This is a genomic window from Streptococcus dentapri, assembly GCF_042649885.1.
Classification (GTDB): domain Bacteria; phylum Bacillota; class Bacilli; order Lactobacillales; family Streptococcaceae; genus Streptococcus; species Streptococcus dentapri.
Window position 1 is genome coordinate 26464 of the sequence record NZ_JBHSAC010000026.1, and the last position, 26897, is coordinate 53360.

19 protein-coding genes, 3 tRNA genes, 1 other RNA gene and 1 pseudogene are annotated in these 26897 nt (G+C 40.4%); 18 read left to right on the forward strand and 6 right to left on the reverse strand.

Going from position 1 to position 26897, the window contains the following annotated elements:
• Positions 1-45: 45 nt before the first annotated feature.
• Entirely contained in the window at positions 46-2472 is a 2427-nt protein-coding gene (locus ACFOSE_RS03020; RefSeq protein WP_380430335.1) for a 5'-nucleotidase C-terminal domain-containing protein, read from the forward strand.
• 91 nt (positions 2473-2563) lie between these two features.
• Here ACFOSE_RS03020 and ACFOSE_RS03025 read toward each other — a convergent pair.
• Both ACFOSE_RS03025 and plsY read right to left on the reverse strand, forming a co-directional pair.
• A pseudogene (locus ACFOSE_RS03025) lies at positions 2564-3671 on the reverse strand (IS3 family transposase).
• Positions 3672-3830: 159 nt separating this feature from the next.
• Complete coding sequence (plsY, locus tag ACFOSE_RS03030) at positions 3831-4469, reverse strand: glycerol-3-phosphate 1-O-acyltransferase PlsY (RefSeq protein WP_380430337.1); 639 nt, start codon at positions 4467-4469, stop codon at positions 3831-3833.
• 152 nt (positions 4470-4621) lie between these two features.
• On the opposite strand from plsY, the gene parE reads away from it, so the two are divergent.
• The 10 genes from parE (at position 4622) to ACFOSE_RS03080 (ending at position 14102) form a co-directional block, all read left to right on the forward strand.
• The gene (parE, locus tag ACFOSE_RS03035) at positions 4622-6565 is read left to right on the forward strand and encodes a DNA topoisomerase IV subunit B (RefSeq protein ID WP_380430340.1); all 1944 of its coding nucleotides are present in this window, start codon (positions 4622-4624) and stop codon (positions 6563-6565) included.
• 51 nt (positions 6566-6616) lie between these two features.
• The gene (locus ACFOSE_RS03040; RefSeq protein WP_380430342.1) at positions 6617-7084 is read left to right on the forward strand and encodes a hypothetical protein; all 468 of its coding nucleotides are present in this window, start codon (positions 6617-6619) and stop codon (positions 7082-7084) included.
• Positions 7085-7093: 9 nt separating this feature from the next.
• Positions 7094-8266 (forward strand): low temperature requirement protein A, encoded by a 1173-nt coding sequence (locus ACFOSE_RS03045; protein ID WP_380430343.1) that lies wholly within the window; start codon positions 7094-7096, stop codon positions 8264-8266.
• 76 nt (positions 8267-8342) lie between these two features.
• Complete coding sequence (parC, locus tag ACFOSE_RS03050; protein WP_380430345.1) at positions 8343-10802, forward strand: DNA topoisomerase IV subunit A; 2460 nt, start codon at positions 8343-8345, stop codon at positions 10800-10802.
• 135 nt (positions 10803-10937) lie between these two features.
• Positions 10938-11960: a branched-chain amino acid aminotransferase gene (locus ACFOSE_RS03055; protein ID WP_380430348.1), complete on the forward strand. Its 1023-nt coding sequence runs from the start codon at positions 10938-10940 to the stop codon at positions 11958-11960.
• Between the two features lie 80 nt (positions 11961-12040).
• Positions 12041-12271 (forward strand): DUF2969 domain-containing protein, encoded by a 231-nt coding sequence (locus ACFOSE_RS03060; RefSeq protein WP_380430351.1) that lies wholly within the window; start codon positions 12041-12043, stop codon positions 12269-12271.
• Positions 12272-12324: 53 nt separating this feature from the next.
• Positions 12325-12405, forward strand: a tRNA-Tyr gene (locus ACFOSE_RS03065).
• Positions 12406-12543: 138 nt separating this feature from the next.
• A tRNA-Gln gene (locus ACFOSE_RS03070) sits at positions 12544-12615 on the forward strand.
• Between the two features lie 127 nt (positions 12616-12742).
• On the forward strand, positions 12743-13951 hold the full coding sequence (gene rpsA, locus ACFOSE_RS03075; protein WP_380430354.1) for a 30S ribosomal protein S1: 1209 nt from the start codon (positions 12743-12745) through the stop codon (positions 13949-13951).
• Between the two features lie 79 nt (positions 13952-14030).
• Positions 14031-14102, forward strand: a tRNA-Arg gene (locus tag ACFOSE_RS03080).
• A 50-nt stretch (positions 14103-14152) separates the two neighbouring features.
• On the opposite strand, the gene ACFOSE_RS03085 is transcribed toward ACFOSE_RS03080, so the two are convergent.
• On the reverse strand, positions 14153-14755 hold the full coding sequence (locus ACFOSE_RS03085; RefSeq protein ID WP_380430356.1) for a VTT domain-containing protein: 603 nt from the start codon (positions 14753-14755) through the stop codon (positions 14153-14155).
• A gap of 76 nt (positions 14756-14831) precedes the next feature.
• Between ACFOSE_RS03085 and ssrA the strand changes: the two genes are divergently transcribed.
• Together ssrA and ACFOSE_RS03095 are read left to right on the forward strand one after the other, a co-directional pair.
• Positions 14832-15183: a transfer-messenger RNA gene (gene ssrA / locus ACFOSE_RS03090) on the forward strand.
• A 28-nt stretch (positions 15184-15211) separates the two neighbouring features.
• A complete protein-coding gene (locus tag ACFOSE_RS03095) occupies positions 15212-15859 on the forward strand; it encodes a DUF3862 domain-containing protein (protein WP_380430359.1) in 648 nt (215 codons plus the stop codon).
• Between the two features lie 29 nt (positions 15860-15888).
• Here ACFOSE_RS03095 and ACFOSE_RS03100 read toward each other — a convergent pair whose 3' ends face one another.
• The 3 genes from ACFOSE_RS03100 to ACFOSE_RS03110 are packed head-to-tail and all read right to left on the reverse strand — an operon-like array spanning position 15889 to position 17687.
• Positions 15889-16611, reverse strand: coding sequence for a hypothetical protein (locus ACFOSE_RS03100; RefSeq protein WP_380430361.1), 723 nt, complete (start codon positions 16609-16611; stop codon positions 15889-15891).
• A 9-nt stretch (positions 16612-16620) separates the two neighbouring features.
• Positions 16621-17319: an ABC transporter ATP-binding protein gene (locus ACFOSE_RS03105; RefSeq protein ID WP_380430363.1), complete on the reverse strand. Its 699-nt coding sequence runs from the start codon at positions 17317-17319 to the stop codon at positions 16621-16623.
• Positions 17319-17687 (reverse strand): GntR family transcriptional regulator, encoded by a 369-nt coding sequence (locus ACFOSE_RS03110; RefSeq protein WP_380430366.1) that lies wholly within the window; start codon positions 17685-17687, stop codon positions 17319-17321. Before ACFOSE_RS03110 ends, ACFOSE_RS03105 begins: the two co-directional genes overlap by 1 nt.
• A 184-nt stretch (positions 17688-17871) precedes the next feature.
• On the opposite strand from ACFOSE_RS03110, the gene ACFOSE_RS03115 reads away from it, so the two are divergent.
• From ACFOSE_RS03115 to glmS, 5 genes are all read left to right on the forward strand, one after another.
• Positions 17872-20976 carry a DNA polymerase III subunit alpha gene (locus ACFOSE_RS03115; RefSeq protein WP_380430368.1) on the forward strand — a complete coding sequence of 1035 codons (3105 nt, stop codon included), beginning with the start codon at positions 17872-17874 and terminating at the stop codon, positions 20974-20976.
• 81 nt (positions 20977-21057) lie between these two features.
• Complete coding sequence (gene pfkA, locus ACFOSE_RS03120; RefSeq protein WP_380430371.1) at positions 21058-22068, forward strand: 6-phosphofructokinase; 1011 nt, start codon at positions 21058-21060, stop codon at positions 22066-22068.
• Positions 22069-22148: 80 nt separating this feature from the next.
• Positions 22149-23651, forward strand: a complete 1503-nt coding sequence (gene pyk / locus ACFOSE_RS03125; RefSeq protein WP_380430374.1) for a pyruvate kinase — start codon at positions 22149-22151, stop codon at positions 23649-23651.
• A 150-nt stretch (positions 23652-23801) separates the two neighbouring features.
• Positions 23802-24362, forward strand: coding sequence for a signal peptidase I (gene lepB, locus ACFOSE_RS03130; protein ID WP_380430376.1), 561 nt, complete (start codon positions 23802-23804; stop codon positions 24360-24362).
• A 244-nt stretch (positions 24363-24606) separates the two neighbouring features.
• Positions 24607-26418, forward strand: coding sequence for a glutamine--fructose-6-phosphate transaminase (isomerizing) (gene glmS / locus ACFOSE_RS03135; RefSeq protein ID WP_380430379.1), 1812 nt, complete (start codon positions 24607-24609; stop codon positions 26416-26418).
• Positions 26419-26897: the final 479 nt, after the last annotated feature.

Here is a 26897-nt window from a genome sequence, read left to right on the forward strand (position 1 = left end):
TAATTTATAGTATAATAGAAATACTATAGTAAAACGGAGTTCCTCATGCGCAAGCAAACACTTATCATTCCAACATTATCTGCTCTCTTGTTTTCAACGGCGATTTTATCAAATAAAGCATATGCTGATGAGGTTAATTCATCTGGGAATGCTGAGATGAAGGTGGATTCTACCCAAATGCCGGTGAACAATCAAGAAAAGGCGGCTGATGATGCGCTAAAAAAGTCGGATTCCCTGTCTTCATCTGAGCAATCGGTGCAGGCAGATGAGCAGGTTGCTAATCAAGAAACAGCTGATGTAGAGGCCTCTGAAGCTTCTGGCGATTTTGATGAAAGTAGTTTATCAGCAGTTTCAGCTTCTGCAGCAGCTTCAAATAATATAAATATTATTCATACCAATGATGTGCATGGCCGTATGGTCGAAGAAGATGGTGTGATTGGGGATGCTAAACTAGCAACCCTTGTCAATCAATCTCGTCAAGAGAGCGAAACCCTAGTCTTTGATGCAGGGGATTCTTTCCAAGGACTCCCCATCTCTAATTCCAGCCAAGGCGAAGACATGGCTGAGGTTATGAATAAGATTGGCTTTGATGCTATGACAGTGGGTAACCATGAGTTTGACTTTGGTTTGTATCAGTTGAAGCGTCTAAGAGAAAAGTTAGAATTTCCAATTATCAGCTCAAATATTTATGTCAACGGTGCCCGCCTTTTTGAACCTTCAACCTTTATTGATAAGAATCCTGAAATCACTGGTGATGAGGTTGTAGTCATCGGAGTGACAACTCCGGAAACGGCAACAAAAACACATCCTAAGAATATTGCGGGTGTCAGCTTTACAGACCCTATTACAGAAGTCAATAGTGTTATTGCCCAAATTGAAGCTAATGCTAGAGCAGAAGGTGTCAACTATAATACTTATGTTGTTCTGGCTCATCTAGGTGTTGATAATACCACTAAGACTGAATGGCAAGGGACGACTCTAGCTCGAGCCTTGTCCGAAAATGAAGAATTGGCTGGTAAGAATGTTATCGTTATTGATGGACATTCTCATAGCATTCTGCAGGCTAATTATGGCAATGTTACGTATAGCCAGACGGGAAGCTATCTGCATAATGTTGGCAAAATCACGCTTAATTCTGATAAATTGGCATCTGCGGACCTTATCTCAGCTGATGAAGTTAAAGATTTAGTGCCAGATGATAGCATCTCCGACCTTATCGCTGCTATTCAGGAAAAATATCGGACAGAAACTGCGGTTGTTGTATATGAGAACAGTCCGATTGAGCTTAACGGCGATCGTATGAATGTGCGTGTGCGTGAAACCAATCTTGGGAATGCTGTTGCGGATGCTCTTCTGGAATATGGTCAAACCGGCTTTAGTCAAAAGTCCAATCTAGCGGTAACCAACGGTGGAGGACTGCGTGATAATATCAAGAAAGATGAGCCTATCACTAAGGGAGAGATCATCTCAGTACTTCCCTTTGGCAATACGGTTTCACAGATTCAGGTGACTGGTCAAGAAATCTATGATATGTTTACAACCTCTCTGGGGTCTATGACACAGATAGATAATCATGGTCATTCTATTGTTGATGAGAATGGCAATCCTCTCTTAGAACCGAGCGGTGGTTTTCTTCAAGTTGCCGGAGCTCATGTTTATTATGATACTAACCTAAGTGCGGATAAGCGGATTCTGGCTATTGATATCTGGGATCCTGAAACGAATAGCTATAAGGATTTGGATAAAAGGGCAACTTACTATCTAGTGACCAATGATTTTTTGGCAGCAGGTGGGGATAATTACACTATGCTAGGAGGTTTTCGTGAAGAAGGCCCCTCTATGGATCAAGTTTTTGAAGACTATTTAGTATCAGATGTTGATCTGATGAAGTATGAGATAATCAATCCCAACTCTCGGCTGATCTCCGTGTCAGCATTAGAGTATTATAACGAGTATTGGATTAAGAACAACTTTGATGATTTTGTTAGACCATTTCCTGATAAGTATTCGAATTTGAATCCTGAAACTGATGCTGACGAGCAAAAAACAGACCTCCAATCGGGTAAACTTGTAGGAATCGCTCCAACTGCACTCTCTAAAGAGCTTGAGTCCGCTTCTGACACAGTAGAAACAGGGCTAAAAAATGACTTGGCTGATATGAAAGATAAGACTGAGCAATCAGATAGCTCAGATCAATCTTCCCAAACTGCAGATGCAGGTTTTTCAGATCAAAAAGAGACACCTAAGTTCAGCCATTCTCTGGACGGTAGCGGTGCTAATAGTAGTGCGGCTCAGCCGGGACAGGCAGGCTCAAGTCTGGAAGCAAATTCTCGTCCTTTAAGCACACAGACCGATACAGGAGCTGACTTAAGCAATCATGCTAATGAAATTTTAGTCAGTGCCCTAGGTGTGACAATTGTTGCGGCCGGTGCTATCTTCGACCACTTCCGTATCCGTAAGAATAATAAGTAAAAATAGAGAATCTGAACTGCTCCCTGTCAAGTGGACAGTGAAATAATAAAAGATTTTGAACTTGTCAAGAAAAAATAGACATATAGTTAAGCTAATTAGTAACTATTTTTTCAAATTCTACAGGTGAGAGAGACCCTAAAGCTAAATGCAGACGTTTAGGGTTATAGTAAGTCTCAATATATTTAAAAATCTCAAGCTGAGCTTGCTCAATGGTTGCGAAATGAGCATCATTGACAAGCTCTCTTTTTAATGTTTTATAAAAGGATTCCATGAGTGCATTATCGTATGGATTACCTTTTCGACTCATACTAGACTTACATTTTTTCTGCCTAAGTAGGTCCTGAAATCGTTCTCCGGTATATCGAGAACCTTGATCTGTATGGACGATTACCCCTTCTTTAGGCTTTTCTCTATAATAAGCTTGATTGAAAGCATCTGTTACCAACTTATCTTGCATGTGTCGTCCCATTGCCCAACCAAGAATCTTTCTACTATAAACGTCTATAAAGACAGGCAAATAAGTAGTCCTTCTTGTGTCGGAATGTAGGTTAAGTCTCCTAGCCATAGTTTATTTTTACCTGTCGCTTGGAAACATTGATGAACAAGATTGGGACGAGTTAATGAAGAACGTCGTTATAGTATTTATATTTATAACGATTTCCTTTGGCATAGAAACCTAGCTGATGAAGTCGTCTGCCGACACGTTTATGATTGACATGAATGCCACGTCTACAAAGTTCTTGGGTAATTCGCACACTCCCGTAACGCTCTTTATGTTCATAGAAAATAGTTTTAATCATTTCCTTCAAAGCCGCATTCTCAGCCTGCCTTGACGATGGTCGACGTTTTAAATAAGCATAGAAACCTGAACGGGAAACTTGGAGGTTTGACAAGCGTGATGAATATTCAGGCTAACGCTATTTTCCTTCAGAAACCGAAATTTTATTTTCGGTTTGGCTTCAAGAAGACCTAGAACTGTTTCAGAAGAGCTAATTCCTTCTGTAGCATCTTGTTCTTTTTTTCAAGTTTTTTATCTCAAATTGGGCATGACGAAGTGCGCTCCCATGTCCTGGGAACGCACTTTCTCCATATTCTTGAATTCAGCGATAAAGACTATTGGGATGAATTCCTAAAGTTGAACTAACCATTTTTACAGACTGCTCTTCCTCAAGAATGAATTTTACAGCAGATAGTTTAATGCCTTATCAAAGGTTTTTTAGCATAATCATTTCCTCGTTTTCACTTAATCTTGTGTCTACTTTATTATACTAAGTCCACCCCAATGTTCGATTTTTTGTTCAATTTTTGGGGTCAGTACACTTAAGTGGAACATCTTTATGTAGTTGTTTATATCACTCTTATTTTTTAGTTTTTTGATGGGTTAAATTGAGGCCAAAAGGTACCAAACTTTCTTCCTGATTTTTAATGCGAACCATATTTTCACGGTGACGGGTGATGATAATGAGAGCCAAACCTGAAACAATCAGAGTAAAGAGCCAGTCATAGTCCCGCAAGATGAAATGGAAAGCTGGGAAGATAAAGAGGGTCACTAAACCGATAACAGATACAGCGATACTTGAAAAGGAAATCATGCTGGTTAAAAACAAAACGCTAGTAAATATAGCTAGTAAAAAGAGGCAGTAAATCGGTGTGAAGCCGAGCAGGACACCGGCACTAGTTGCAACTGCCTTACCTCCTTTGAAACCAGCAAAGATGGGGAAAGTATGTCCCAAAACAGCGAAGAATCCGATTAGAAGGGGTGAGAGTTCAGTACCAAACCAGATCGGTAGCAAGACAGCCAGAGTTCCCTTGAGCATGTCAATCAAGAAAGTTACGGTCCCGGCCCGTTTTCCTAAAACCCGGAAGGTATTGGTGGTGCCAGTGTTACCGCTGCCCAACTCACGGATATTTTTATGATAAAAAATCTTTCCAATCCATAGGCCGGTTGGGATAGACCCCAGCAGATAAGCGATAATAATTAAAATTAAACTATTCATGTTGCCATTATATCATAAAAGAAAGAGTGGGAATATAGGCTCAAACAATACATAAGGGTTAAAAGAGTAAAAATAAGAGACTAGGCCAAATTTTTTTGCAAAATTGCCCAAAAACTTGTAAGATAAGATGGATGAATATTTGGGAGGACAGAATGCCTAAAAAAGAAATTTCAATCAATAATTATAATGATGATGCCATTCAGGTACTAGAAGGATTGGATGCGGTTCGCAAACGCCCAGGGATGTACATTGGCTCTACCGACGCAACGGGTCTACATCATTTGGTTTGGGAGATTGTGGATAATGCTGTCGATGAGGCCTTATCAGGCTTTGGTGATCGTATTGAGGTAATACTGCATCAGGATGGCTCAGTCAGTGTGGCCGATAGTGGTCGTGGGATGCCAACTGGGATGCATGCTATGGGGATGCCGACAGTTGAAGTTATCTTTACGGTTCTCCATGCTGGCGGTAAATTTGGTCAAGGGGGCTATAAAACCTCAGGAGGTCTTCACGGTGTAGGTTCTTCGGTGGTCAATGCTCTGTCGAGCTGGCTGGAAGTAGAAATCACGCGTGATGGCGCAGTTTACAAACAGCGTTTTGAAAATGGCGGCAAGCCTGTCACCACGCTCAGGAAAATTGGGACAGTACCGAAATCAAAATCAGGCACCAAGGTCACCTTCAAACCGGATGATAGTATTTTCTCAACGACTGATTTTAAATTTAATACAATTGCTGAGCGTCTCAAAGAATCGGCCTTTCTCTTGAAGGAAGTGACCCTTGTCTTGAAGGATGAACGTAGTGGTGAAGAAGAAGAATTTCACTATGAAAATGGCGTCCAAGATTTTGTTGAATACCTCAATGAGGATAAAGAGACTCTGACACCTGTTATCTACTTTGAAGGGCAAGATCAAGGCTTTCAAATTCAGATAGCTATGCAATACAATGATGGCTTCTCAGATAATATTTTATCCTTTGTCAATAATGTCCGCACCAAGGACGGCGGTACCCATGAGGTAGGACTGAAAACAGCCATCACCAAATCTATGAATGATTATGCTCGCAAAACTGGTCTACTTAAGGAAAAGGATAAAAACCTAGAGGGAGCTGATTATCGTGAAGGTCTGTCAGCTGTTCTGTCTATCTTAGTACCAGAGGCCCATCTGCAGTTTGAAGGCCAAACCAAGGATAAGCTGGGTAGTCCACTGGCGCGTCCAATCGTTGATGGACTGGTTTCTGATCGACTGATTTATTTTCTCATGGAAAATGGGGAGATGGCTTCCAGCTTGGTGCGCAAGGCTATCAAGGCTCGCGATGCCCGCGAGGCAGCTCGCAAGGCTCGTGATGAAAGCCGCAATGGTAAAAAGAATAAAAAGGATAAGGGCCTGCTGTCTGGTAAATTGACTCCAGCCCAGTCTAAAAATCCTAAGAAAAATGAACTCTACTTAGTCGAAGGGGATTCTGCTGGTGGTTCGGCCAAGCAGGGACGTGACCGTAAATTCCAGGCTATCCTTCCTTTGCGAGGGAAGGTTCTAAATACAGCCAAGGCTAAAATGTCCGATATCATCAAAAATGAAGAAATCAATACTATGATCTATACCATCGGGGCAGGAGTAGGGCCAGACTTCAAGGTTGAAGATGCCAATTACGATAAGATTATCATCATGACCGATGCCGATACTGATGGGGCTCACATCCAGACTCTGCTGTTAACCTTCTTTTACCGTTACATGCGACCATTAGTTGAGGCGGGTCATGTTTACATCGCCCTGCCCCCCCTTTATAAGATGTCAAAGGGCAAGGGAGCTAAAGAAGTGACCGAATATGCTTGGACCGATGGTGAATTGGAAGATTTGCGTGTAAAATTCGGTAAGGGGGCTAATCTGCAGCGCTACAAGGGACTTGGAGAAATGAATGCCGACCAGCTCTGGGAAACAACCATGAATCCTGAAACTCGCACTCTAATTCGTGTAACCATTGAAGATTTGGCGCGTGCCGAGCGTCGTGTTTCAGTCCTTATGGGTGATAAAGTTGAGCCAAGACGCCAATGGATTGAGGACAATGTTAAGTTTACTTTAGAAGAGAGTACGGTGTTCTAAAGGAGGAACATTATTTTTATATTGGTATATTTTATAGGCTTGTTACACGGTATGTTATACCTTGGTATGAGTTATTTGCTTTCTTTATTTATAGATAAGATTTTTCACTATAAAAATTATTTTCTATTTTCGGGATTCTTATTGCTAATTTTTATTTTGGGTGTCCATGATAAATTTCATGCTATGACAACTGATAATGATAACACTGCATTTTACGGTTATTTGCTAGAGATTTCCTATTGGCTTGGCTTGATCTTAATGGCTCTTGTTTACTATGTAGCATGGTGTTTATTTTTTGAAGAGAGAAATTTAAACATAAAAAAAGTTAATAAAATTGTCGCTATATTATTGTTAGTAAGCTTAATAATCTATCTTGGGTTGAAATTGATTCCTTATTTTCCTTTTAACCCTAATTTCACTGTATTCATTTGCATTTTATCAACTATTTTACTGGGACATCAAATCGTTTACAATTATTATTGGATAAAAACCAAAAAATCCAGTCATTTTCCCGTTTAGGAGGTCATTATGCACAAAAAGGTTGAGTTGACTGAGCTTTTTTATGACTTGGTCTTTGTTTATGCGATTTCACAGATGACGGAGTTTATTCACCATCTGCACCACGGGGTCATTCCTCTAGCTAATATATATTCTGGCATTTTGGCCCTGGTCATACTGGTTAACACTTGGATGATTGAGACGATTTTCACCAATCGTTATGGAAGCAATTCTCTGCTTGATATTGGTTTTATGGTAGTCAACATGGGTGCTATGCTATACTTGGCCAATACTTTTACAGTTGAGGATGCCGCTCGGAATTACCTCCCTTTCGTGTCGGTGGTCGGAGTTGCAAGTTTGACCCTGCTTCTCCAATATATTGTCTGTTACAAACGAACCAATGATCTCGTAACACGACAGACAACGAAAGGTTTTATTGGAATACTGAGTTTTCGTTTGGTCATGATTGTCATTAGCCTCTTTCTTCCCTTTTATATTGGAGTGACAGTTTTTGCTACAGGGATAGCATTGTCAACTTTCTACCCTCTCTTTCAGTTGAAGCAAAAAGAAGTGACACCGGTTGATTTTCCACATTTACTTGAGCGCGTGACCTTGTTGGTTATCATCATGTTTGGTGAAATGATTATTTCAGTAGCCCCAACTTTTACTATTAACAGCTTTAACATTTATTCAGTTTTATTATTACTTATCATTGTTGCTCTCTTCTTTTTCTATATCATTGAATTTGATCATGTTATTGATGAAAAGCAAAAAAACATTTCGGGTTACGCCTTGATTTATCTCCACTATCCCATCTTTATGGGGATCAGCATGGTAACAGTCTCTCTGACATTTTTACATGAGGCACAGTTGGAGAACTCTTGGTTTGTTATAGGCTTCTTGTATACTGGTCTGGCTATTTTTTACCTAGCCATACTGGCGCATAAGGGCTATAACAAAGCAAGCCACTCCTACAGTAAAGCCTTGCTAGCAGGACTTTGCTTGACCTATTCGATCGGCTTGCTCTTAAGTCTTGTCTTTAGGCATGATGCGCAAGCTCTTATTGTTATTCTATTTGTGTTGACTTTTTTAATGGCCGATTTCTTTCTCGTCTTTAATGTCAGACGCATGGCTAAAAATATGGGCATTCGTAAGCGAGAATTTGTTTTGGGTGATCCAGATAGGTATCGCAAGGATAAGTAGTATTAAATATAACTAACCTTTTACTATTTTTAGAAAGGAATTGAACCAGCCTTCTTGGGCTTGGTATCATATAATTATGAGCAATATTCAAAACATGTCCCTTGAGGACATCATGGGAGAGCGCTTTGGTCGCTACTCCAAATATATTATTCAAGAGCGGGCGCTGCCTGATATCAGGGATGGTCTCAAACCTGTCCAGCGCCGTATTCTTTATTCGATGAATAAAGATGGTAATACTCATGACAAGGGCTATCGTAAGTCTGCCAAGTCTGTCGGTAATGTTATGGGGAATTTCCATCCCCATGGAGATTCTTCTATTTATGATGCCATGGTGAGGATGAGTCAGGACTGGAAAAACCGTGAAACCTTAATTGAAATGCACGGGAACAATGGTTCCATGGATGGTGATCCACCGGCAGCCATGCGTTACACCGAGGCAAGGCTCTCGGAAATTGCGGGTTATCTCTTACAAGATATTGACAAGAATACAGTTCCTTGGGCTTGGAACTTTGATGATACAGAGAAAGAACCAACGGTTTTACCGGCTGCTTTTCCTAACCTCTTGGTCAATGGCGCTACAGGGATTTCGGCCGGCTATGCGACAGATATTCCACCCCACAATTTAGCCGAGGTTATTGATGCAGTCATCTATATGATAGATCATCCTAAAGCTAAGGTTGATAAATTGATAGAATTTCTTCCGGGGCCGGATTTACCAACTGGTGCCATTATTCAAGGGGCAGATGAAATTCGCAAGGCTTATGAAACTGGGAAGGGGCGTGTGGTTGTCCGCTCGCGTACAACTATCGAGACACTTAAAGGCGGCAAGGAACAAATCATTGTTACCGAGATTCCTTATGAAGTCAATAAGGCTATGCTGGTTAAAAAAATTGATGATGTCCGTATCAACAATAAGCTACCCGGTATCGCTGAAGTTCGTGATGAGTCCGATCGCGATGGTCTACGCATTGCTATTGAACTCAAGAAGGATGCGGACGCTCAGACTATTCTGAATTATCTCTTTAAATATACCGACCTGCAGATCAACTATAACTTTAATATGGTTGCGATTGATGATTTTACTCCGCGTCAAGTTGGTATCATTCCGATTTTGAGCAGTTACATTACTCACCGCAGGGAAATCATAGTAGCGCGTTCTAAGTTTGATAAGGAAAAGGCTGAAAAGCGTCTGCATATTGTTGAAGGTCTGATTCGGGTGCTATCCATCCTAGATGAAATTATTGCTCTGATTCGTGCTTCTGAAAATAAGTCTGATGCCAAGGAAAACCTCAAGGTCAGCTATGAATTCACTGAGGAACAGGCAGAAGCTATCGTGACCTTGCAGCTCTACCGCTTAACTAATACCGATATTGTTACCTTGGAAGAAGAAGAGTCTAGTCTGCGGGAGCAGATTGCTACTCTGACGGCTGTTATTGACGATGAACGTACTATGTATAACCTCATGAAGCGTGAACTTCGTGAGGTCAAAAAGAAATTTGGTGTCCCCCGTCGTTCGGAGCTTCAGGCGCAAACCCAAGCTATCGAGATTGATACAGCCAGTCTGATTGTTGAGGAAGAAACCTATATTAGCCTGACCCGCAGTGGCTACATCAAACGCACTAGTCCTCGTTCCTACAATGCCTCCACTCCAGAAGAACTCGGTAAGCGTGATGGTGACCAAGTAGTGTTGGTGGTAGCGGCTAAGACGACTCAACATCTCTTGATTTTTACCAATCTGGGGAATGTCATCTATCGTCCGATTCACGAATTGACCGATATCCGTTGGAAGGAAATCGGTGAGCATTTATCGCAAACTATCACGAATTTTGCTACCGATGAAGAGGTGCTCTATGCTGAAGTTCTTGATGATTTCACACCGGAGACTTATTTTGCCGTGACCCAACTCGGTCAAATCAAGCGATTTGAGCGTCAGGACTTCCAGCCTTGGCGCAGCTACAGGACAAAATCGGTTAAGTATGCCAAACTCAAAGGAAAGGATGACCAAGTGGTCACTATTTCACCAATCAAACTGGATCAAGTCATGCTTGTGACACAAAATGGTTATGCCCTGCATTTTAGCATTGAAGAAGTACCGATTGTGGGAGCAAAAGCAGCAGGTGTTAAGGCTATTAATCTGAAAGATGGAGATATAATCAAATCAGCCTTCATCACCAATACCAAGACCTTCTTCATCCTAACCCAACGCGGTAGTCTCAAACGGATATCGGTTGCAGATCTTCCGCTAGCTAAGCGCGCTGGTCGTGGCCTTCAGGTTTTACGGGAGCTCAAGTCTAAGCCGCACCGCGTTTTTCTGGCAGGACCAGTTCTGTCAGATGCTAATAGCGAAGAACTTGACCTCTTCGGTACAGAAGCTAGGATTAATGATGATCCACAAATTCTAGAAGTCATTTCTAAGACCGGAACTATTGATCGTATTAACTTGGTCGATTTAGGCCTTTCTGAGCGTACCAGCAATGGTAGCTTCATCTCAGACAGTATTTCAGATGAGGAAGTCTTCTCAGCAACACTTAATTAAAGAATGTAAGAGCCACTATAAAGGGCTCTTCTTTTATAATGACAAAATTTTCAGAATTTTTCCAAAAAACCTTGAAAAAGCTTTTGAAAAGTTCTACAATAGAACCACACAATGTGATAGAAAGAGGAATATATTATGACGGTTGATTTAGATTGGGAAAATCTTGGGTTTGAATATAGCGAATTACCCTTTCGCTATATCTCTTATTATAAAGATGGTCAGTGGGATCAAGGACAACTCACCCAAGATGCCACTCTTCATATTTCAGAAAGCTCACCAGCCCTGCACTATGGACAACAAGCTTTTGAAGGTTTGAAAGCTTATCGAACTAAAGATGGGACGGTTCAGCTCTTTCGACCAGATAAAAATGCAGAACGCTTGCAAAAAACAGCTAATCGCCTTTTGATGCCACAAGTCCCAACTGATAAATTTGTTGAGGCTTGTAAGACAGTTGTTAAGGCCAATAAAGACTATGTGCCTCCTTACGGTACAGGTGCTACCCTTTATCTACGTCCGCTTTTAATCGGTGTTGGGGAGGTGATCGGCGTTCAACCAGCCAAGGAATACATCTTTACTGTATTTGCTATGCCAGTTGGCAACTACTTTAAAGGTGGTCTGGCACCAACCAACTTCGTTGTTTCAAGAGACTATGACCGGGCTGCTCCTTATGGTACAGGTGCAGCTAAGGTTGGTGGTAACTATGCGGCTAGCCTGCTTCCGGGCGGTCAAGCCCACGATAATGGCTTCTCTGATGTCATCTATTTGGATCCAGCAACCCATACCAAGATTGAGGAAGTGGGATCGGCCAACTTCTTTGGTATCACCAAGGATGGTGAGTTTGTAACACCGCTCAGTCCTTCAATTTTGCCATCAATTACTAAGTACTCTCTGCTCCAATTGGCTGAAGAACGTCTTGGATTGAAGCCTGTTGAAGGCGATGTACCTATTGATGAACTTAATCGTTTTGCTGAAGCTGGTGCCTGCGGAACAGCAGCGGTTATTTCACCAATCGGCGGTATTCAAGATGGTGATAATTTCCATATCTTCTATAGTGAGACAGAGGTCGGACCAGTCACCCGTCAATTATATGACCTCTTAACGGGTATTCAGTTTGGTGATGTCGAAGCGCCAGAAGGATGGATTGTAAAGGTTGACTAATTGATATTTCTAAGCTTGCTCTTGCAAGCTTTTTTATTTTCGTGTAAAATGAGGAAGAAATTCAAAAGACGGAGTAAATCATGGCTAAGAAAGACAAAAAAATCGAAATTCAACTAAGTGATGCCCAAGTTCTTGTATCTGGAAAATCACTCAATGGCTTTGAATTGACCATCGGAAAACGAACTGTCGGTCAAATCGTTGAAGTGGATGGACAGTTTGTGACAGTTGACAATGAAACCCTCACAAATTCCTATCAAACATTGGATGAAGCCGTAGAAAACATCATTGAGAATTACAATTTAAATCACTAAAAACTGTTGACAGCAAGGGTTTGTTTATGTTAGAATAAGCCCTAGTTGCAAATGGAAGGGTAGCGAAGAGGCTAAACGCGGCGGACTGTAAATCCGCTCCTTCGGGTTCGGGGGTTCGAATCCCTCCCCTTCCATATTCAAGATATTAGGACCTTGTATATGCAAATTAAAATAGGAGATTGACGACGGCTCATAATGTAAGAGCTCTAGGAAATCTCCTATTTTCACACAGTATTTTATGCAGAGTCCAGTAACACTTGAGTGAGATATTTTGGGGTATAGCCAAGCGGTAAGGCAAGGGACTTTGACTCCCTCATGCGTTGGTTCGAATCCAGCTACCCCAGTCTGAGGTATTAGGAATTTTTCCTAAGACCGCCAAAGTGATATTAGTTTGTCCTAGCGGGTTGCCTTAAGAAAATATAGTGTTGTCAAGAGCTGGCTAGCCTAGTTCTTGCTGGAGGATTTTTTAGAATGAATGAATTTGAAGATTTGCTAAACAGTGTTAGCGAAGTTAACCCTGGTGATGTTGTCACTGCTGAAGTTTTGACAGTTGATAATGGTCAAGCAAACGTAATCATAGAAGGTACTGGTATCGAAGGTGTTCTCACTCTTCGTGAGTTGACTAACGAACGTGAAGCTGATATTAACGATTTTGTTAAAGCTGGTGATAAAATTGAAGTACTTGTACTTCGTCAAGTTGTCGGAAAAGACACCGATACAGTAACTTACCTTGTATCTAAAAAACGCTTGGAAGCACGCAAGGCTTGGGACAAACTCATTGGTCGTGAAGAAGAAGTTGTTACCGTTAAGGGGACTCGCGCTGTTAAGGGAGGCCTTTCTGTTGAATTTGAGGGACTTCGTGGTTTTATTCCAGCTTCCATGCTTGATACACGATTTGTTCGCAATACAGAGCAATTTGTTGGTCAAGAATTCGAAGCTAAAATCAAAGAAGTTGATCCAGCTGAAAACCGTTTTATCTTGTCTCGTCGTGAAGTTGTTGAAGAAAAGAATGCAGAAGCCCGCAAAGAAATCTTCTCTAAACTTGAAGTTAGTTCAATCGTAACAGGTAAGGTTGCTCGTTTGACTAGCTTTGGTGCCTTCATTGATCTCGGTGGAGTGGACGGATTGGTACACGTGACTGAATTGTCACACGAACGTAATGTGTCACCAAAATCAGTTGTTTCTGTTGGTGATGAAGTTGACGTTAAAGTTCTTGCTATCGACGAAGAAGCAGGTCGTGTTTCATTGTCATTGAAAGCAACAACTCCTGGACCGTGGGACGGTGTTGAACAAAAATTGGCTGTTGGCGATGTTATCGATGGCAAAGTAAAACGCTTGACTGATTTCGGTGCTTTTGTTGAAGTATTACCAGGTATCGACGGACTTGTTCACATCTCGCAAATTTCACACAAGCGTGTCGAAAATCCAAAAGATGTTTTGTCTGTAGGTCAAGATGTTAAAGTTAAAGTTCTTGATGTCAATGCCGGTGATGAGCGTGTTTCACTCTCAATCAAGGCGCTTGAAGAACGTCCAGCTGATGCTGAAGGTGACAATAATAACAACGAAAAGCGTCAATCACGCCCACGTCGTCCAAAACGTGAAGCGAAACGTGATTACGAATTGCCGGAAACACAAACAGGTTTCTCGATGGCAGACCTTTTTGGAGATATTGAATTATAAGAAATAGGAAGGTTCAGCCTTCTTTTTTTTATTTTACTATGGTATCTTATCAACTATCATGATATAATAGGAGTCGTTGCCATCCTTAGTGTAATGGATATCACGTAAGATTCCGGTTCTTGAGATGGGGGTTCGATTCCCTCAGGATGGAAAAAATAAAGCTGGACAAGGATTTTTTGTCCAGTTTTATTTGCTTTAGATTTATTTTTTGGTGAAACCAAAGAAGTAATAAGCCCAGTCTCCACCGACTAACCATATCAGATTGTAGCCAACAATCGAAATAGGCTTGGTTATCAGCATAATGATAGAAAATTTTTTCAGTGACATATTAGTCAACCCGGTGACCATGACTAAAAGATCGGCGGGAGAAATTGGAGAAATCATTAAAAGAATGAAGAGGCGTTCATAGCCAGGACTTTCTAATTTAGCCTCATATTTTAAAAAGGTTGCTTCTTTAACAAATAGGAGGATAAACTTGACTCCAAATTTTTGAACTAGAATGAAAAGAAGGATACTGCCGATGATGATACCGATGGAATTATAGAGAAGTCCTTGCCAGAAACCAAAAACGGCAAAACCGGCGATAGTTGTTATTCCTCCTGGAATAATCGGAAGTACAACCTGAATGATCTGAATCAGGATAAAAATCAAAGGAGATAATATTTTATATTGAGCTACCCATGCTTTGAAGGCTTCAAAATCGTTGAGTGTTCCTTCTTTCAATAGCCAGATAACTAAAATAGCAGTAGCAATAAGTGTTAGCGTTCCTAGCCATTCTATCGTTTTCTTGATAATATTGTACATAACTTGATTATACCTTAAAAGATATATTTTTGCTATTTTTTTCTGGATTTGCTATAATGTTGGACGAAAATGTTTAGGGGTCGTTACGGATTCGACAGGCATTATGAGACATATTTTGCAACTCGGGTGGCGCCGCTAACGCTCAGTTAAATATAACTGCAAAAAATACAAACTCTTACGCTGTAGCTGCCTAAAAAACAGCTCGCGTGATCTTCTCAGGATTGCTTGTGTTCTGTCAGAAGGTTTTATTTAACAGCAAGCTACGTTTGACCATTGCCTAGCTGGTTAAAAAGAGATTTGATAGGCTCGCTTAATCAAGATTTGAGCTATGTATCGTGCTTAAGTTAAATTCAAGACATAGCCTATGGTTGTAGACGAATATGTAGGCAGGTGTTTGGACGTGGGTTCGACTCCCACCGGCTCCATTTATACAAAGGATTTAAAGGAAGATTACCAATGAGATCAAAGAAGTTGCTAATAGGATTGGTCTGTTTATTGTCAGCAGTGATTTTAGCTGCCTGTAATAAATCCTCGGATGATAAAACAAGCACTTCATCATCCTTACCCCTGTCATCAAGTACTCTGCAGAGTAGCGACAATCATGACAGCGTCCGCAAAAATTTTGATAAGGTAACAGTAGGAAAGTCCTCTAATGATTTTGCTGGAGGAACCTCCATCGCACAGTTGAAAAAGCTTTTTGGTGAACCTAAGGAGCATACGCAGGAAAAGCCATCTTCGGGTGACATCGTTCTGGATGTTTATACTTGGACTTTCGATACGATAACTGTCGAGGTCAAACTCTATAATGATAGTACCCTCGTTCGCTCAATCAGGGGTTATACCTATAATCGCGATGCTAGTTTTACTGCTGACGACTATGCTGATTTGAAAAAGGGAATGACTTATTCCGATATCATTGCTAAATATGGTGCACCGGACAATCTGTCTGAGGCTGCCTCTTCTGATAAGACAGAGTTACAGGCTGTTTGGTCCAGCAACCTCAAGCTGGCTAAAGGTCAAGAACAAGGTCAGATGATTCTCAACTTTACCAATAACAAGCTCTCAGACAAAGACCAAAATGGTCTTGGAGAGGCTAGTAAGTAGCTAATAAAAAAAGCCTTTAGAGGCTTTTTTTATTGGATATCCAGTTTATTTTTAATGATATAATGGGTACCTGAGTAATTAATGATACTGAAGAGAATATCGATTGCCAACAGTTTGGGCATATTGGAATCAATATCAGGGCTCGGGTTGTTGAGACCAAATATAGGTTCCATAATAAATATGAGAGCTGTAATGATAATGTAGCTAACAATGGCCATACTGATGCGATGGTTTCTAAATAATTGGCCGATGGCAATCGCCAAATAAATGTCTAGAATACTTGATATAGTTCCTATAAAAAAATAGGATAAAAAGTAAAGAATATTATTAAAGTCTGATGTTATAGTTATTGTATGGAGGAGGGAAGGATTAAATTTTAGACCACTCCAAATAATAAGTCCCCCTATAGCCAAGATAAGGTAATTGACTATCGTTAGGATTGAGGCCACCAGTAGTTTAGAGATAATCAATTGGTGGCAGGTTACTGGTAGCGTCAAGGTTAAATAGCCTTCACGTCCTAAAAGGTTAGTGTAGAAGCGGCGGATGATTAAAATAAGGGTAGCAAGGAATTGTCCAGTGATTAAGGCAAGTCCAGCTAAAACTAATAAATTTAGTGTGAGTTCTCCAGGTTTGAAAGGCAGCATTGCCGTAAAAACGGCGGTGATAAGGCTGAACAGCAGAATGAGTGCATTTATGGCTAAATACCAGTTGCCAATTGTTTTAAATTCATATTTGAATAGTTTTGCTAACATGAGGACCTCCTAATTGCGGAACAAGTCTTTGAAAAGGGCATCGAGGGATTTCCCGTGTTCAGAGCGGATATCATCGGCGTTTCCTTCAAGGATAATACTACCTTCCTTGATAAAGATGACATCATCTAAAACGGGCTCAATATCGGCAATCAGGTGGGTAGATATGATAACCGAAGCCTCATCAGAATAGTTATTGATAATGGTACGCAAAATATACTCACGTGCAGCAGGGTCAACTCCTCCAATAGGTTCGTCCAAGATGTAGAGTTTGGCCTGACGGCTCATTACGAGTACCAGCTGAACCTTTTCTTTATTCCCCTTGGAAAGATTTTTAAGCTTTTCCTTGGTGTTGAGATTGAGATCACTTAAAAGCTGTTCAGCTTTTTGACGGTCAAAATCTTCATAAAAATCTTGGAAAAAATTTAAGGTATTTTGAATAGTTAGATTTTCATCGAGATAGCTCGTATCTGGTAGGTAGGAAATAATTTTTTTAGTTGCCAAAGAAGGGTGGAAGCTATTGATGACAATCTCACCGCTCGTTTGTTTTAAGAGGCCGTTGATCAACTTAATGAGGGTTGTTTTTCCGCTCCCGTTTGGTCCTAAGAGCCCAATGATTTTCCCACTGGGAATGGTTAAGCTCACATCGTTGAGCGCTTGCATTTTCCCATAGGACTTTGAGACATGGTGTACTTGCAATAATTTCTCCATTAGTTTGTCTCCTTAATATAATTTTCGGTCTCTGCTAGAATTTCTTGGTTTGAAAATCCGATATTCTTCATATTAGATATAAAATTTGCTAGCTCGTCTTTCGCCAATTCAGAGCGTTTTTTTTCGATTAGAACAGGATCCTCTGTTACAAAGCGTCCGGCTGTCCGTCTTGAATAGACCATACCTTCGTGTTCCAATTCAATGAAAGCTCGCTGCATAGTGTTGGGATTGACTCCGGCCTCCTCAGCGTAATCACGAACGGTTGGCAATTGCTCTCCCTGTTTGATTTCATGACCAATAATTTTAATTTTGATATTTTTAGCAATTTGCAGATAGATAGGTGATTTTTCATCAAATATCCAAGCCATAGTATCTCCTCTCTCCCAATAACTAATAATTGTTATAGATAAATGATACAGAAAATATTTGAAAATTTCAAGTAATTGAACTAACTAATTAGTAATAAATCGCATTATTTCAGGGCTTTGAAGAGAAAAAAACAGATATTCATAGTATAATAGTAGAAAGCCACATTTAAGAAAGGATAGTGCTATGTTTGCCCCCTTAGACACCAAAACAGTTTACAGTTTTATGGATAGTTTGGTTGACTTAAAATCCTATGTGAGCCGTGCTAAAGATATGGGTTACAGCCATTTGGGGATTATGGATAAGGACAATCTGTATGCTGCCTATCATTTTGCCGTAGAAGCTAAGGCTCAAGGATTACAACCAATGATTGGTCTTGAGTTTAGTTTTCACAAGGAGGAACAATTAGTCCAAGTAGATTTGTTAGCCCTGAATACTGAAGGCTATAAAAATTTGCTTAAATTATCGACTTTAAAGATGAGTGAAGGGCTTCAGCTTGAGGCGCTGTCCGACTATTTAGCGGGAGTAGCGGTTATTTTACCTTATTTTGAAGGTATTGAGGATGAGGATTTTCCTTTTGACTACTACATTGGTGTTAGCTTCGATAGTCCACAAATCGCTTATCCTAAGCCAATTTTGCCTCTGCATACGGTGCGCTATTTTGAGGAAGGTGATAGAGAAACTCTGCAGGTCTTGCATGCCATCCGTGATAATCTACCCTTAAAAGATGTTGCTCCTTTAGCACCTCGTCAGCTCCTTTACCCACGTGACACTATGGAGCAAGTCTTTCTGGAAAGATTTCCTGAAAGTCTGAACAACCTTGATAACTTATTGGTAGATATTTCTTATCAGTTTGATCATCAGTTGAAATTACCTCGCTTTAACCGCCATAAGAAAGCGGTACTTGAATTGCGGGAGCGGGTAGAGCAGGGACTCAAAGACAAAGGGTTAGATCTGCCAAACTATCAAGAGCGCTTGGAGCGAGAATTAACAATCATCCATAAAATGGGATTTGATGATTACTTTTTAATCGTCTGGGATTTGTTGCGTTTTGGACGCAGTCGCCGTTATTACATGGGGATGGGGCGGGGTTCTGCCGCGGGTAGTCTAGTCGCCTTTGCCTTGGATATTACAGGTATTGATCCCGTCAAAAACAACCTCCTATTTGAGCGCTTTCTCAATGAAGAACGTTACAGCATGCCTGATATTGATATTGATTTACCAGACGTTTACCGTGGTGAATTTCTTCATTATGTTCGTGACCGCTATGGTAGTCACCATTCGGCTCAGATTGTAACTTTTTCAACCTTTGGCGCCAAGCAAGCCATTCGAGACGTTTTCAAACGTTTTGGGGCTACTGAATTTGAGTTGACCAACATCACGCGTAAAATTAGTTTTCGGGATGATTTAGAGACAGCCTACGAAAAGAATATGTCCTTTCGTCAAATCATCAATAGTAAGGTGGAGTATCAAAAGGCTTTTGCCATTGCTAAGAAGATAGAAGGACGTCCGCGACAGACCTCTATCCATGCTGCGGGGATTGTCATGAGTGATGATGATTTGACTGATCATATTCCACTCAAAGCGGGTGAAGATATGATGATTACCCAATATGATGCGGGGAGTATCGAAGCCAATGGCCTGCTTAAGATGGATTTCCTAGGTTTGCGCAATCTGACCTTTGTCCAGCGGATGGCTGAAAAATTGGCTGAAGAAAAAGGAATAGAGATTGATATAAAAGCCATTGATTTGGAGGACCCTGATACCTTGGCCCTCTTTGCTGCTGGTAAAACTAAGGGAATTTTTCAATTCGAGCAGGCAGGGGCCATCAATCTGTTGCGACGAATCAAACCCTCACGCTTTGAAGAAGTCGTAGCAACAACCAGTCTGAATCGGCCAGGAGCTAGTGATTATACTGAGAATTTTATCAATCGTAAATATGGTAGTGAGACTGTCGATTTAATCGATTCAATCGTCGCTCCCATTTTGGAGCCGACTTATGGTATTATGCTCTATCAAGAGCAAGTTATGCAAATTGCCCAGATTTTTGCTGGTTTTACACTGGGGAAAGCAGATTTGCTTCGGCGCGCTATGTCTAAAAAGAACCCTGTTGAAATGCAGAAGATGGAAGCTGACTTTCTGCAGGGTTCTGAGGAATTGGGACGCAATCCAGAAACTGCCAAGGAACTCTTTGGCCGCATGGCTAAGTTTGCTGGCTACGGTTTTAACCGTAGTCACGCCTTTGCATACTCGGCTCTGGCCTTCCAATTAGCTTATTTCAAGGCTCACTACCCGTCCATTTTCTACGATGTCATGCTCAATTATTCAAGTAGTGACTACATTACCGACGCTCTTCAAGCTGACTTTAAGGTAGGCAAACTCTCCATCAATAATATCCCTTATGGTGATAAAATTTCAGATGGCCTAATTTATATGGGAATGAAAAACATTAAGGGCTTCCCTAGAGATTTAGGTTATTGGATCATTGAAAATCGTCCCTTCTCATCGGTTGAAGACTTTTTGACCAAGCTTCCTGAGAATTACCAAAAGGCTGATTTTATTCGCCCCTTGATTCAGATTGGTCTCTTTGATTTTTTTGATCCCAATCGTCGTAAAATTGAAGAAAACCTGGAAAATCTTTTTACCTTTGTTCATGAACTGGGGAGCCTCTTTGCGGATTCATCTTACAGCTGGACTGAAGCGGAGGATTATAGCGCCAGTCAGAAATACGATATGGAATTGAAATTGTTGGGCGTAGGCCTCAGTCCACATCCACTGGTTTCTATTGCGCAAGAATTAAAGGGCACATATACCCCTTTTGAGGAACTGGTGGTGAACAGCCAGGCACGTGTTTTAGGGCAGATTGAGGCTGTGCGTGTCATCCGAACCAAATCCAAGGGTGAGCAAATGGCCTTTGTAACTCTTACAGATACCAAGCAAAAGCTTGAGGTGACGGTCTTCCCTGCGGCCTTTACCAAATGGCAGGAGTATTTAAAAGAAGGTGAGATTTTTTATATGATCGGTCGTACTCAGGTGCGTGATGACCGCCTGCAATTAGTCTTACAGACTATTACTCCTGCTACGACAGAGAAATTTTGGATTCAGCTGGCAGATAATGAACAGGATCAGCTAGTTGCAGAAGTTTTGCAAGCCTATCCAGGTTCTATTCCAGTTGTCCTCCACTATCAGGATAGCAATCAGACTATCCAGAGTCAGAAGTATTTTGTCAGTAAATCTTCCCAACTCCAAGAAGACCTGAAAAGCTATGTCATGAAAACGGTTTTTCATTAAAAAAATTCTGAAATAAGAGCATTTTAAAAATGAATATGCTATAATAAAAGGGTTAAAAATTAAAAAGGAGTATCAGGTAGAATGAAACGTATTGCTGTTTTGACCAGTGGCGGTGACGCTCCTGGCATGAACGCTGCTATTCGTGCAGTTGTTCGTAAAGCAATCGCCGAGGGCATGGAAGTCTTTGGCATTAATCGTGGTTATGCTGGTATGGTTGAAGGAGATATATTCCAATTTGATACCCAAGGCGTGACTAACATTATCAATCGTGGTGGGACCTTCTTACAATCAGCCCGTTACCCTGAATTTGCCACTCTTGAGGGGCAACTAAAAGGAATTGAGCAACTTAAAAACAAGGGCATTGAAGGCGTTGTAGTTATCGGTGGTGATGGTTCTTATCATGGTGCTATGCGTCTGACTGAACATGGCTTCCCAGCTGTTGGTCTTCCCGGCACAATTGATAATGATATTGTGGGAACGGACTATACAATCGGGTTTGACACAGCTGTGACGACAGCGGCAGATGCTTTGGATAAAATTCGTGACACAGCTTATAGTCACGGCCGCACTTTTGTTGTTGAAGTTATGGGACGCAATGCTGGTGATATTGCTCTTTGGTCTGGTATCGCTACTGGTGCTGATCAAATTATTGTGCCAGAAGAAGATTTCACTTTCAAGGACGTGGTTGCCAAAGTCAAAGATGGTTATGAGAATAAAGGTAAAAAACGCCACATCATCGTTTTGGCTGAAGGTGTGATGAAGGCCGAAGAATTTGCGGCTAAAATGAAGGAAGCTGGGGATACTAGCGATCTTCGTACAATTGATCTCGGTCACATTGTTCGCGGTGGCACACCTAGTGTTCGTGACCGTGTTCTCGCATCTTGGATGGGTGCTCATGCTGTTGAGCTTTTAAAAGAAGGACGTGGTGGACTTGCAATCGGTATTCACAATGAAAGCTTGGTAGAAAGCCCAATCCTTGGTACAGCAGAGGAAGGTGCTTTGTTCTCACTTGATGGTGATAAGATTATTGTTAATAATCCTCATAAGGCTCGCCTTGATTTTGCTGATCTGGCTCGTGATTTGACTTACTAATCACTTAATTCTAATTATTTATCAATTCTAGTTAATTCCATCCCAAAGGGGATAAAAAATAGAGGGAGTTCATATTTATCATGAATAAACGCGTAAAAATCGTTGCAACACTTGGTCCTGCGGTAGAAATCCGTGGTGGTAAAAAATTCGGTGATGATGGTTATTGGGGTGAAAATCTCGACCATGAAGCGTCGGCACAAAATATTGCTAACTTAATCAGCGAAGGTGCTAATGTTTTCCGTTTCAACTTCTCACACGGTGACCATGCAGAACAAGGTGAACGTATGGATGTTGTCCGTCAAGCAGAAGAAATTGCTGGTCAAAAAGTTGGTTTCTTGCTTGATACTAAAGGACCTGAAATCCGTACAGAATTGTTTGCGGATGATGCTAAAGAATACTCTTATAAAACTGGTGATAAAATTCGTGTCGCAACTAAACAAGGTATTCAATCAACTAAAGATGTTATTGCTTTGAACGTTGCCGGAGCTCTTGATATTTTTGACGATGTTGAAATTGGTAAACAAGTTCTTATCGATGATGGTAAACTTGGTCTTCGTGTCGTTGGTAAAGATACTGACAAACGTGAATTTGAAGTTGAAGTTGAAAATGATGGTATCATTGCTAAGCAAAAAGGGGTTAATATCCCTTATACCAACATTCCTTTCCCATCACTTGCAGAACGTGATGATGCGGATATTCGTTTCGGTCTTTCAAACGGTTTGAACTTTATCGCTATCTCATTTGTTCGTACGGCTGCTGATGTAGAAGCTGTTCGTGCTATCTGTGAAGAAACTGGTAATAGTCATGTTAAACTCTTGGCTAAAATTGAAAATCAACAAGGTATTGACAACATTGATGAAATCATTGATGCTGCTGACGGTATCATGATTGCACGTGGAGATATGGGTATCGAAGTTCCATTTGAAATGGTCCCTGTTTACCAAAAAATGATCATCACTAAAGTTAACACAGCTGGTAAAATCGTTGTTACAGCTACTAACATGTTGGAAACAATGACTGATAAACCACGTGCAACACGTTCCGAAGTATCTGATGTCTTCAATGCTGTTATTGATGGTACGGATGCAACTATGCTTTCAGGTGAATCTGCTAACGGTAAATATCCAAGAGAATCTGTTCGTACAATGGCTACAATCGATAAGAATGCCCAAACGCTTCTTAGCGAATATGGCCGTTTGGATTCTTCCAAATTTGAACGTTCAACTAAGACAGAAGTTGTTGCTTCAGCTGTAAAAGATGCCACAAACTCAATGAATATCAAATTAGTTGTTGCTTTAACAGAGTCTGGTAACACAGCACGTTTGATTTCTAAATATCGTCCAGAAGCTGATATCTTGGCGGTAACTTTCGATGAAATTACACAAAAATCATTGATGCTCAACTGGGGTGTTATTCCAGTAGTAACAGAGCGTCCAGCATCAACAGATGACATGTTTGATGTTGCTGAGAAAGCAGCTATCGCTTCAGGTCTTGTTGAATCAGGCGATGACATTGTTATCGTAGCTGGTGTTCCAGTTGGTTCAGGTGGTACCAATACAATGCGTGTTCGCACTGTCAAATAAGTAATCTAAAAAAGAGTCGCTGAATGCGGCTCTTTTTTTCTTGCCTTATTTAATGAATATCAGCTAATTTTTTGTTGATTATTTGCTGGTCATTTACCTTTTGTATTTTCTTTATACGTGTTATAATATAAGAGATTAAAAGGAGTTTATATGGCTAGACGTGATCTTATAAGAGATATTATCATTTTTTTAGTAATTATCTTAGCCCTGATTTTGGTGCGCATCTTTTTCTTTTCAACCTTTAAAATAACTGATAAAACAGCCAACTCGTATCTTAAATCGGGTGATTTAGTAACCGTTGCTACTAGGCGATCAGTCCTTGATAAGGATTTTGTAGTCTATACAATTGATGGAAAAGAATATATGGGTCGTATTGTTGCTCAGCCCGGTCAGACGGTAACATCCATGGATGATGTCCTCTATGTTGATGGTGAAGTTAAAGAAGAAGATTATCTTAAAAGACAAAAGGCTGACTTTATGAAAACAGCGCAGCCGGGACAATTATTTACAGATGATTTCACTACTCAGACTATCAGTGGAAAAGACAATCTTAACAAAATTCCTAAGAATTCCTACCTTATTTTAAATGATAATCGTCGAGATAAAAAAGATAGTCGTACCTTTGGCTTTATCTCAAAGGAACAGATTAAAGGTGTCATCTCCTTTAGAATTTTACCTTTAGACAGATTTGGCTTTGTAACAGTGGAGTAGCGGAGCTCCTCTTTTTTTATGTCTTTAATTATTTTCATGAGCAATTTTAATACTGCAAGTCTAGCCACAGTCTGTCAATAATTAGTTTTATAGTGACATCATTGAACTATACCAATTTTTCTCTTGACAAATTGAAAACATTTAAATATACTGTATTTATCGTAATTGATTTTGATATTTGACTATACCAATTTGAAGCGAAATAAATTTAAAGGAGAGGTAGCTCAAGCTATCGATTAAGAATATGTGTGGAATTGTTGGCGTTGTAGGAAATGATCAGGCAACTGATATTTTGATTCAAGGTTTGGAAAAATTGGAATATCGTGGTTATGATTCAGCAGGTATCTATGTAACAGATGGAAAGACTAATCACTTGATTAAAGCTGTCGGTCGTATTGCCGAGTTGAGAGCCAAGGCAGGTGATACAGTTGGTAAAGCTGGTATCGGTCATACCCGCTGGGCAACTCACGGTCCAGCTAGTGAAGTTAATGCTCACCCCCATCAATCACAAACAGGACGTTTTACTTTGGTGCATAACGGTGTGATTGAAAATTACCTTGAAATTAAAAAGGTTTATCTTACTGATCATGATTTTAAGGGCCAAACAGATACTGAAATTGCCGTTCATTTGATTGGTAAATTTGTTGAAGAAGATCAACTAGATGTTCTCTCGGCCTTCAAAAAAGCTCTATCAATCATTGAAGGTTCTTATGCTTTTGCTTTGATGGATACAAAAGATCCAGAAACAATCTATGTCGCTAAAAATAAATCTCCTCTTTTGATTGGTTTAGGTGATGGCTATAACATGGTTTGTTCCGATGCTATGGCTATGATTCGTGAAACTAATCAATTTATGGAAATCCATGATAAGGAACTAGTTATTGTTAAAGCTAATAGTGTTGAAGTTCAGGATTATGAAGGTTATGTTCAAAAGCGTGATAGCTATATAGCTGAGTTAGATCTCTCAGATATCGGTAAAGGAACTTACCCATTCTATATGCTCAAGGAAATTGATGAGCAGCCAACAGTTATGCGCAAATTGATTAATACATATGCGGATGCTGAAGGTAATATGAACATTGATTCTGCGATTGTTAAATCTGTTCAAGAAGCGGACCGTATCTATATTTTAGCTGCTGGAACTTCTTACAATGCCGGTTTTGCAGCCAAGTCAATGTTTGAGAAATTAACAGATACTCCTGTTGAAATTGGTGTGGCCTCTGAGTGGGGTTACAACATGCCACTTTTAAGTGAGAAGCCTATGTTTGTCCTACTCAGCCAATCTGGTGAAACGGCTGATAGTCGTCAAGTTTTGGTTAAGGCTAATGCAGCTGATATTCCAAGTTTAACAATCACCAATGTTCCAGGGTCAACTCTATCACGTGAAGCAACTTATACCATGTTGCTTCATGCGGGACCTGAAATTGCCGTAGCTTCTACTAAGGCTTATACAGCCCAAATTGCTGCTCTGGCTTTCTTAGCTAAGGCTGTTGGTGAAGCCAATGGTAAGAAAGAGGCTATTGAATTTGATTTGGTTCATGAACTTTCTATTGCGGCTCAATCTATTGAATCCACTCTATCTGAAAAAGAGCAGATTTCAGAGAAGGTTGCCAAATTATTGCCAACTAGTCGCAATGCTTTCTATATTGGGCGCGGAAACGATTATTATGTAGCTATGGAAGCTTCACTGAAATTGAAAGAAATTTCTTATATTCAATGTGAAGGTTTTGCAGCGGGTGAATTGAAACATGGTACCATCTCACTGATTGAAGAAGGAGTACCCGTTTTGGCTCTTATCTCATCAAGTGAGGCTGTGGCCGCCCATACGCGTGGTAATATCCAAGAAGTGGCTGCTCGTGGTGCCAGCGTCTTGACGATTGTTGAGGAAGATTTGGCAACTGATACAGATGATATCATTGTCAATACGGTACACCCTTATCTTGCTAGTATCTCAATGGTTATTCCAACGCAGTTGATTGCCTACTTTGCTTCTCTGCAACGTGGTCTTGATGTTGATAAGCCACGTAATTTAGCAAAAGCCGTAACAGTTGAATAGAGAACACTGTCCAGAACCTTAAGTTCTGGATTTTTACGGCTCTTTGTCAACTGTAGTGGGTGACTTATCGTTAAGCACGAGAGAGAATCAGATTGGTTCTCTTTTTTGATGTGTCCAAAGCAAAGAAAATTTTGATTTTAAAAATTCTTGAAATTTCAAAAGCTAAGAATTTGGTATTTTATATCTTTGATGAACTTGTCAGAGGCTTCTAGTTTAACTTGTATTAAATATGAGATTGAGTTATCAAGCGATCAAATTTGGGATGCTTTTCATTATGAGTCATGCAGATTTTGGATAGATAAAAATTTTACAATACTTCTAGTAGATTAACTCACTGCAGACACTATAGGTCTAAAAAGACGCGAGTTCATGAAGATAGACACTGCACCCACATAATGGGACAGAAGAAAAAACACATTTATGCGGCCAGTTTTCTGTACTCTACAGGAGACAGGTCGTTTAATCTCTGTTGAATTCTA

Coding starts and splice junctions, on each gene's coding strand:
- ACFOSE_RS03110 (WP_380430366.1), bottom strand. CDS start 17,687: ATGGCTTGGATATTTGATGAAAAATCACCTATCTATCTGCAAATTGCT.
- rpsA (WP_380430354.1), top strand. CDS start 12,743: ATGAATGAATTTGAAGATTTGCTAAACAGTGTTAGCGAAGTTAACCCT.
- pfkA (WP_380430371.1), top strand. CDS start 21,058: ATGAAACGTATTGCTGTTTTGACCAGTGGCGGTGACGCTCCTGGCATG.
- ACFOSE_RS03105 (WP_380430363.1), bottom strand. CDS start 17,319: ATGGAGAAATTATTGCAAGTACACCATGTCTCAAAGTCCTATGGGAAA.
- ACFOSE_RS03020 (WP_380430335.1), top strand. CDS start 46: ATGCGCAAGCAAACACTTATCATTCCAACATTATCTGCTCTCTTGTTT.
- lepB (WP_380430376.1), top strand. CDS start 23,802: ATGGCTAGACGTGATCTTATAAGAGATATTATCATTTTTTTAGTAATT.
- pyk (WP_380430374.1), top strand. CDS start 22,149: ATGAATAAACGCGTAAAAATCGTTGCAACACTTGGTCCTGCGGTAGAA.
- ACFOSE_RS03085 (WP_380430356.1), bottom strand. CDS start 14,755: ATGTACAATATTATCAAGAAAACGATAGAATGGCTAGGAACGCTAACA.
- ACFOSE_RS03040 (WP_380430342.1), top strand. CDS start 6,617: ATGTTATACCTTGGTATGAGTTATTTGCTTTCTTTATTTATAGATAAG.
- parC (WP_380430345.1), top strand. CDS start 8,343: ATGAGCAATATTCAAAACATGTCCCTTGAGGACATCATGGGAGAGCGC.
- parE (WP_380430340.1), top strand. CDS start 4,622: ATGCCTAAAAAAGAAATTTCAATCAATAATTATAATGATGATGCCATT.
- ACFOSE_RS03045 (WP_380430343.1), top strand. CDS start 7,094: ATGCACAAAAAGGTTGAGTTGACTGAGCTTTTTTATGACTTGGTCTTT.
- ACFOSE_RS03055 (WP_380430348.1), top strand. CDS start 10,938: ATGACGGTTGATTTAGATTGGGAAAATCTTGGGTTTGAATATAGCGAA.
- ACFOSE_RS03095 (WP_380430359.1), top strand. CDS start 15,212: ATGAGATCAAAGAAGTTGCTAATAGGATTGGTCTGTTTATTGTCAGCA.
- ACFOSE_RS03060 (WP_380430351.1), top strand. CDS start 12,041: ATGGCTAAGAAAGACAAAAAAATCGAAATTCAACTAAGTGATGCCCAA.
- plsY (WP_380430337.1), bottom strand. CDS start 4,469: ATGAATAGTTTAATTTTAATTATTATCGCTTATCTGCTGGGGTCTATC.
- glmS (WP_380430379.1), top strand. CDS start 24,607: ATGTGTGGAATTGTTGGCGTTGTAGGAAATGATCAGGCAACTGATATT.
- ACFOSE_RS03100 (WP_380430361.1), bottom strand. CDS start 16,611: ATGTTAGCAAAACTATTCAAATATGAATTTAAAACAATTGGCAACTGG.
- ACFOSE_RS03115 (WP_380430368.1), top strand. CDS start 17,872: ATGTTTGCCCCCTTAGACACCAAAACAGTTTACAGTTTTATGGATAGT.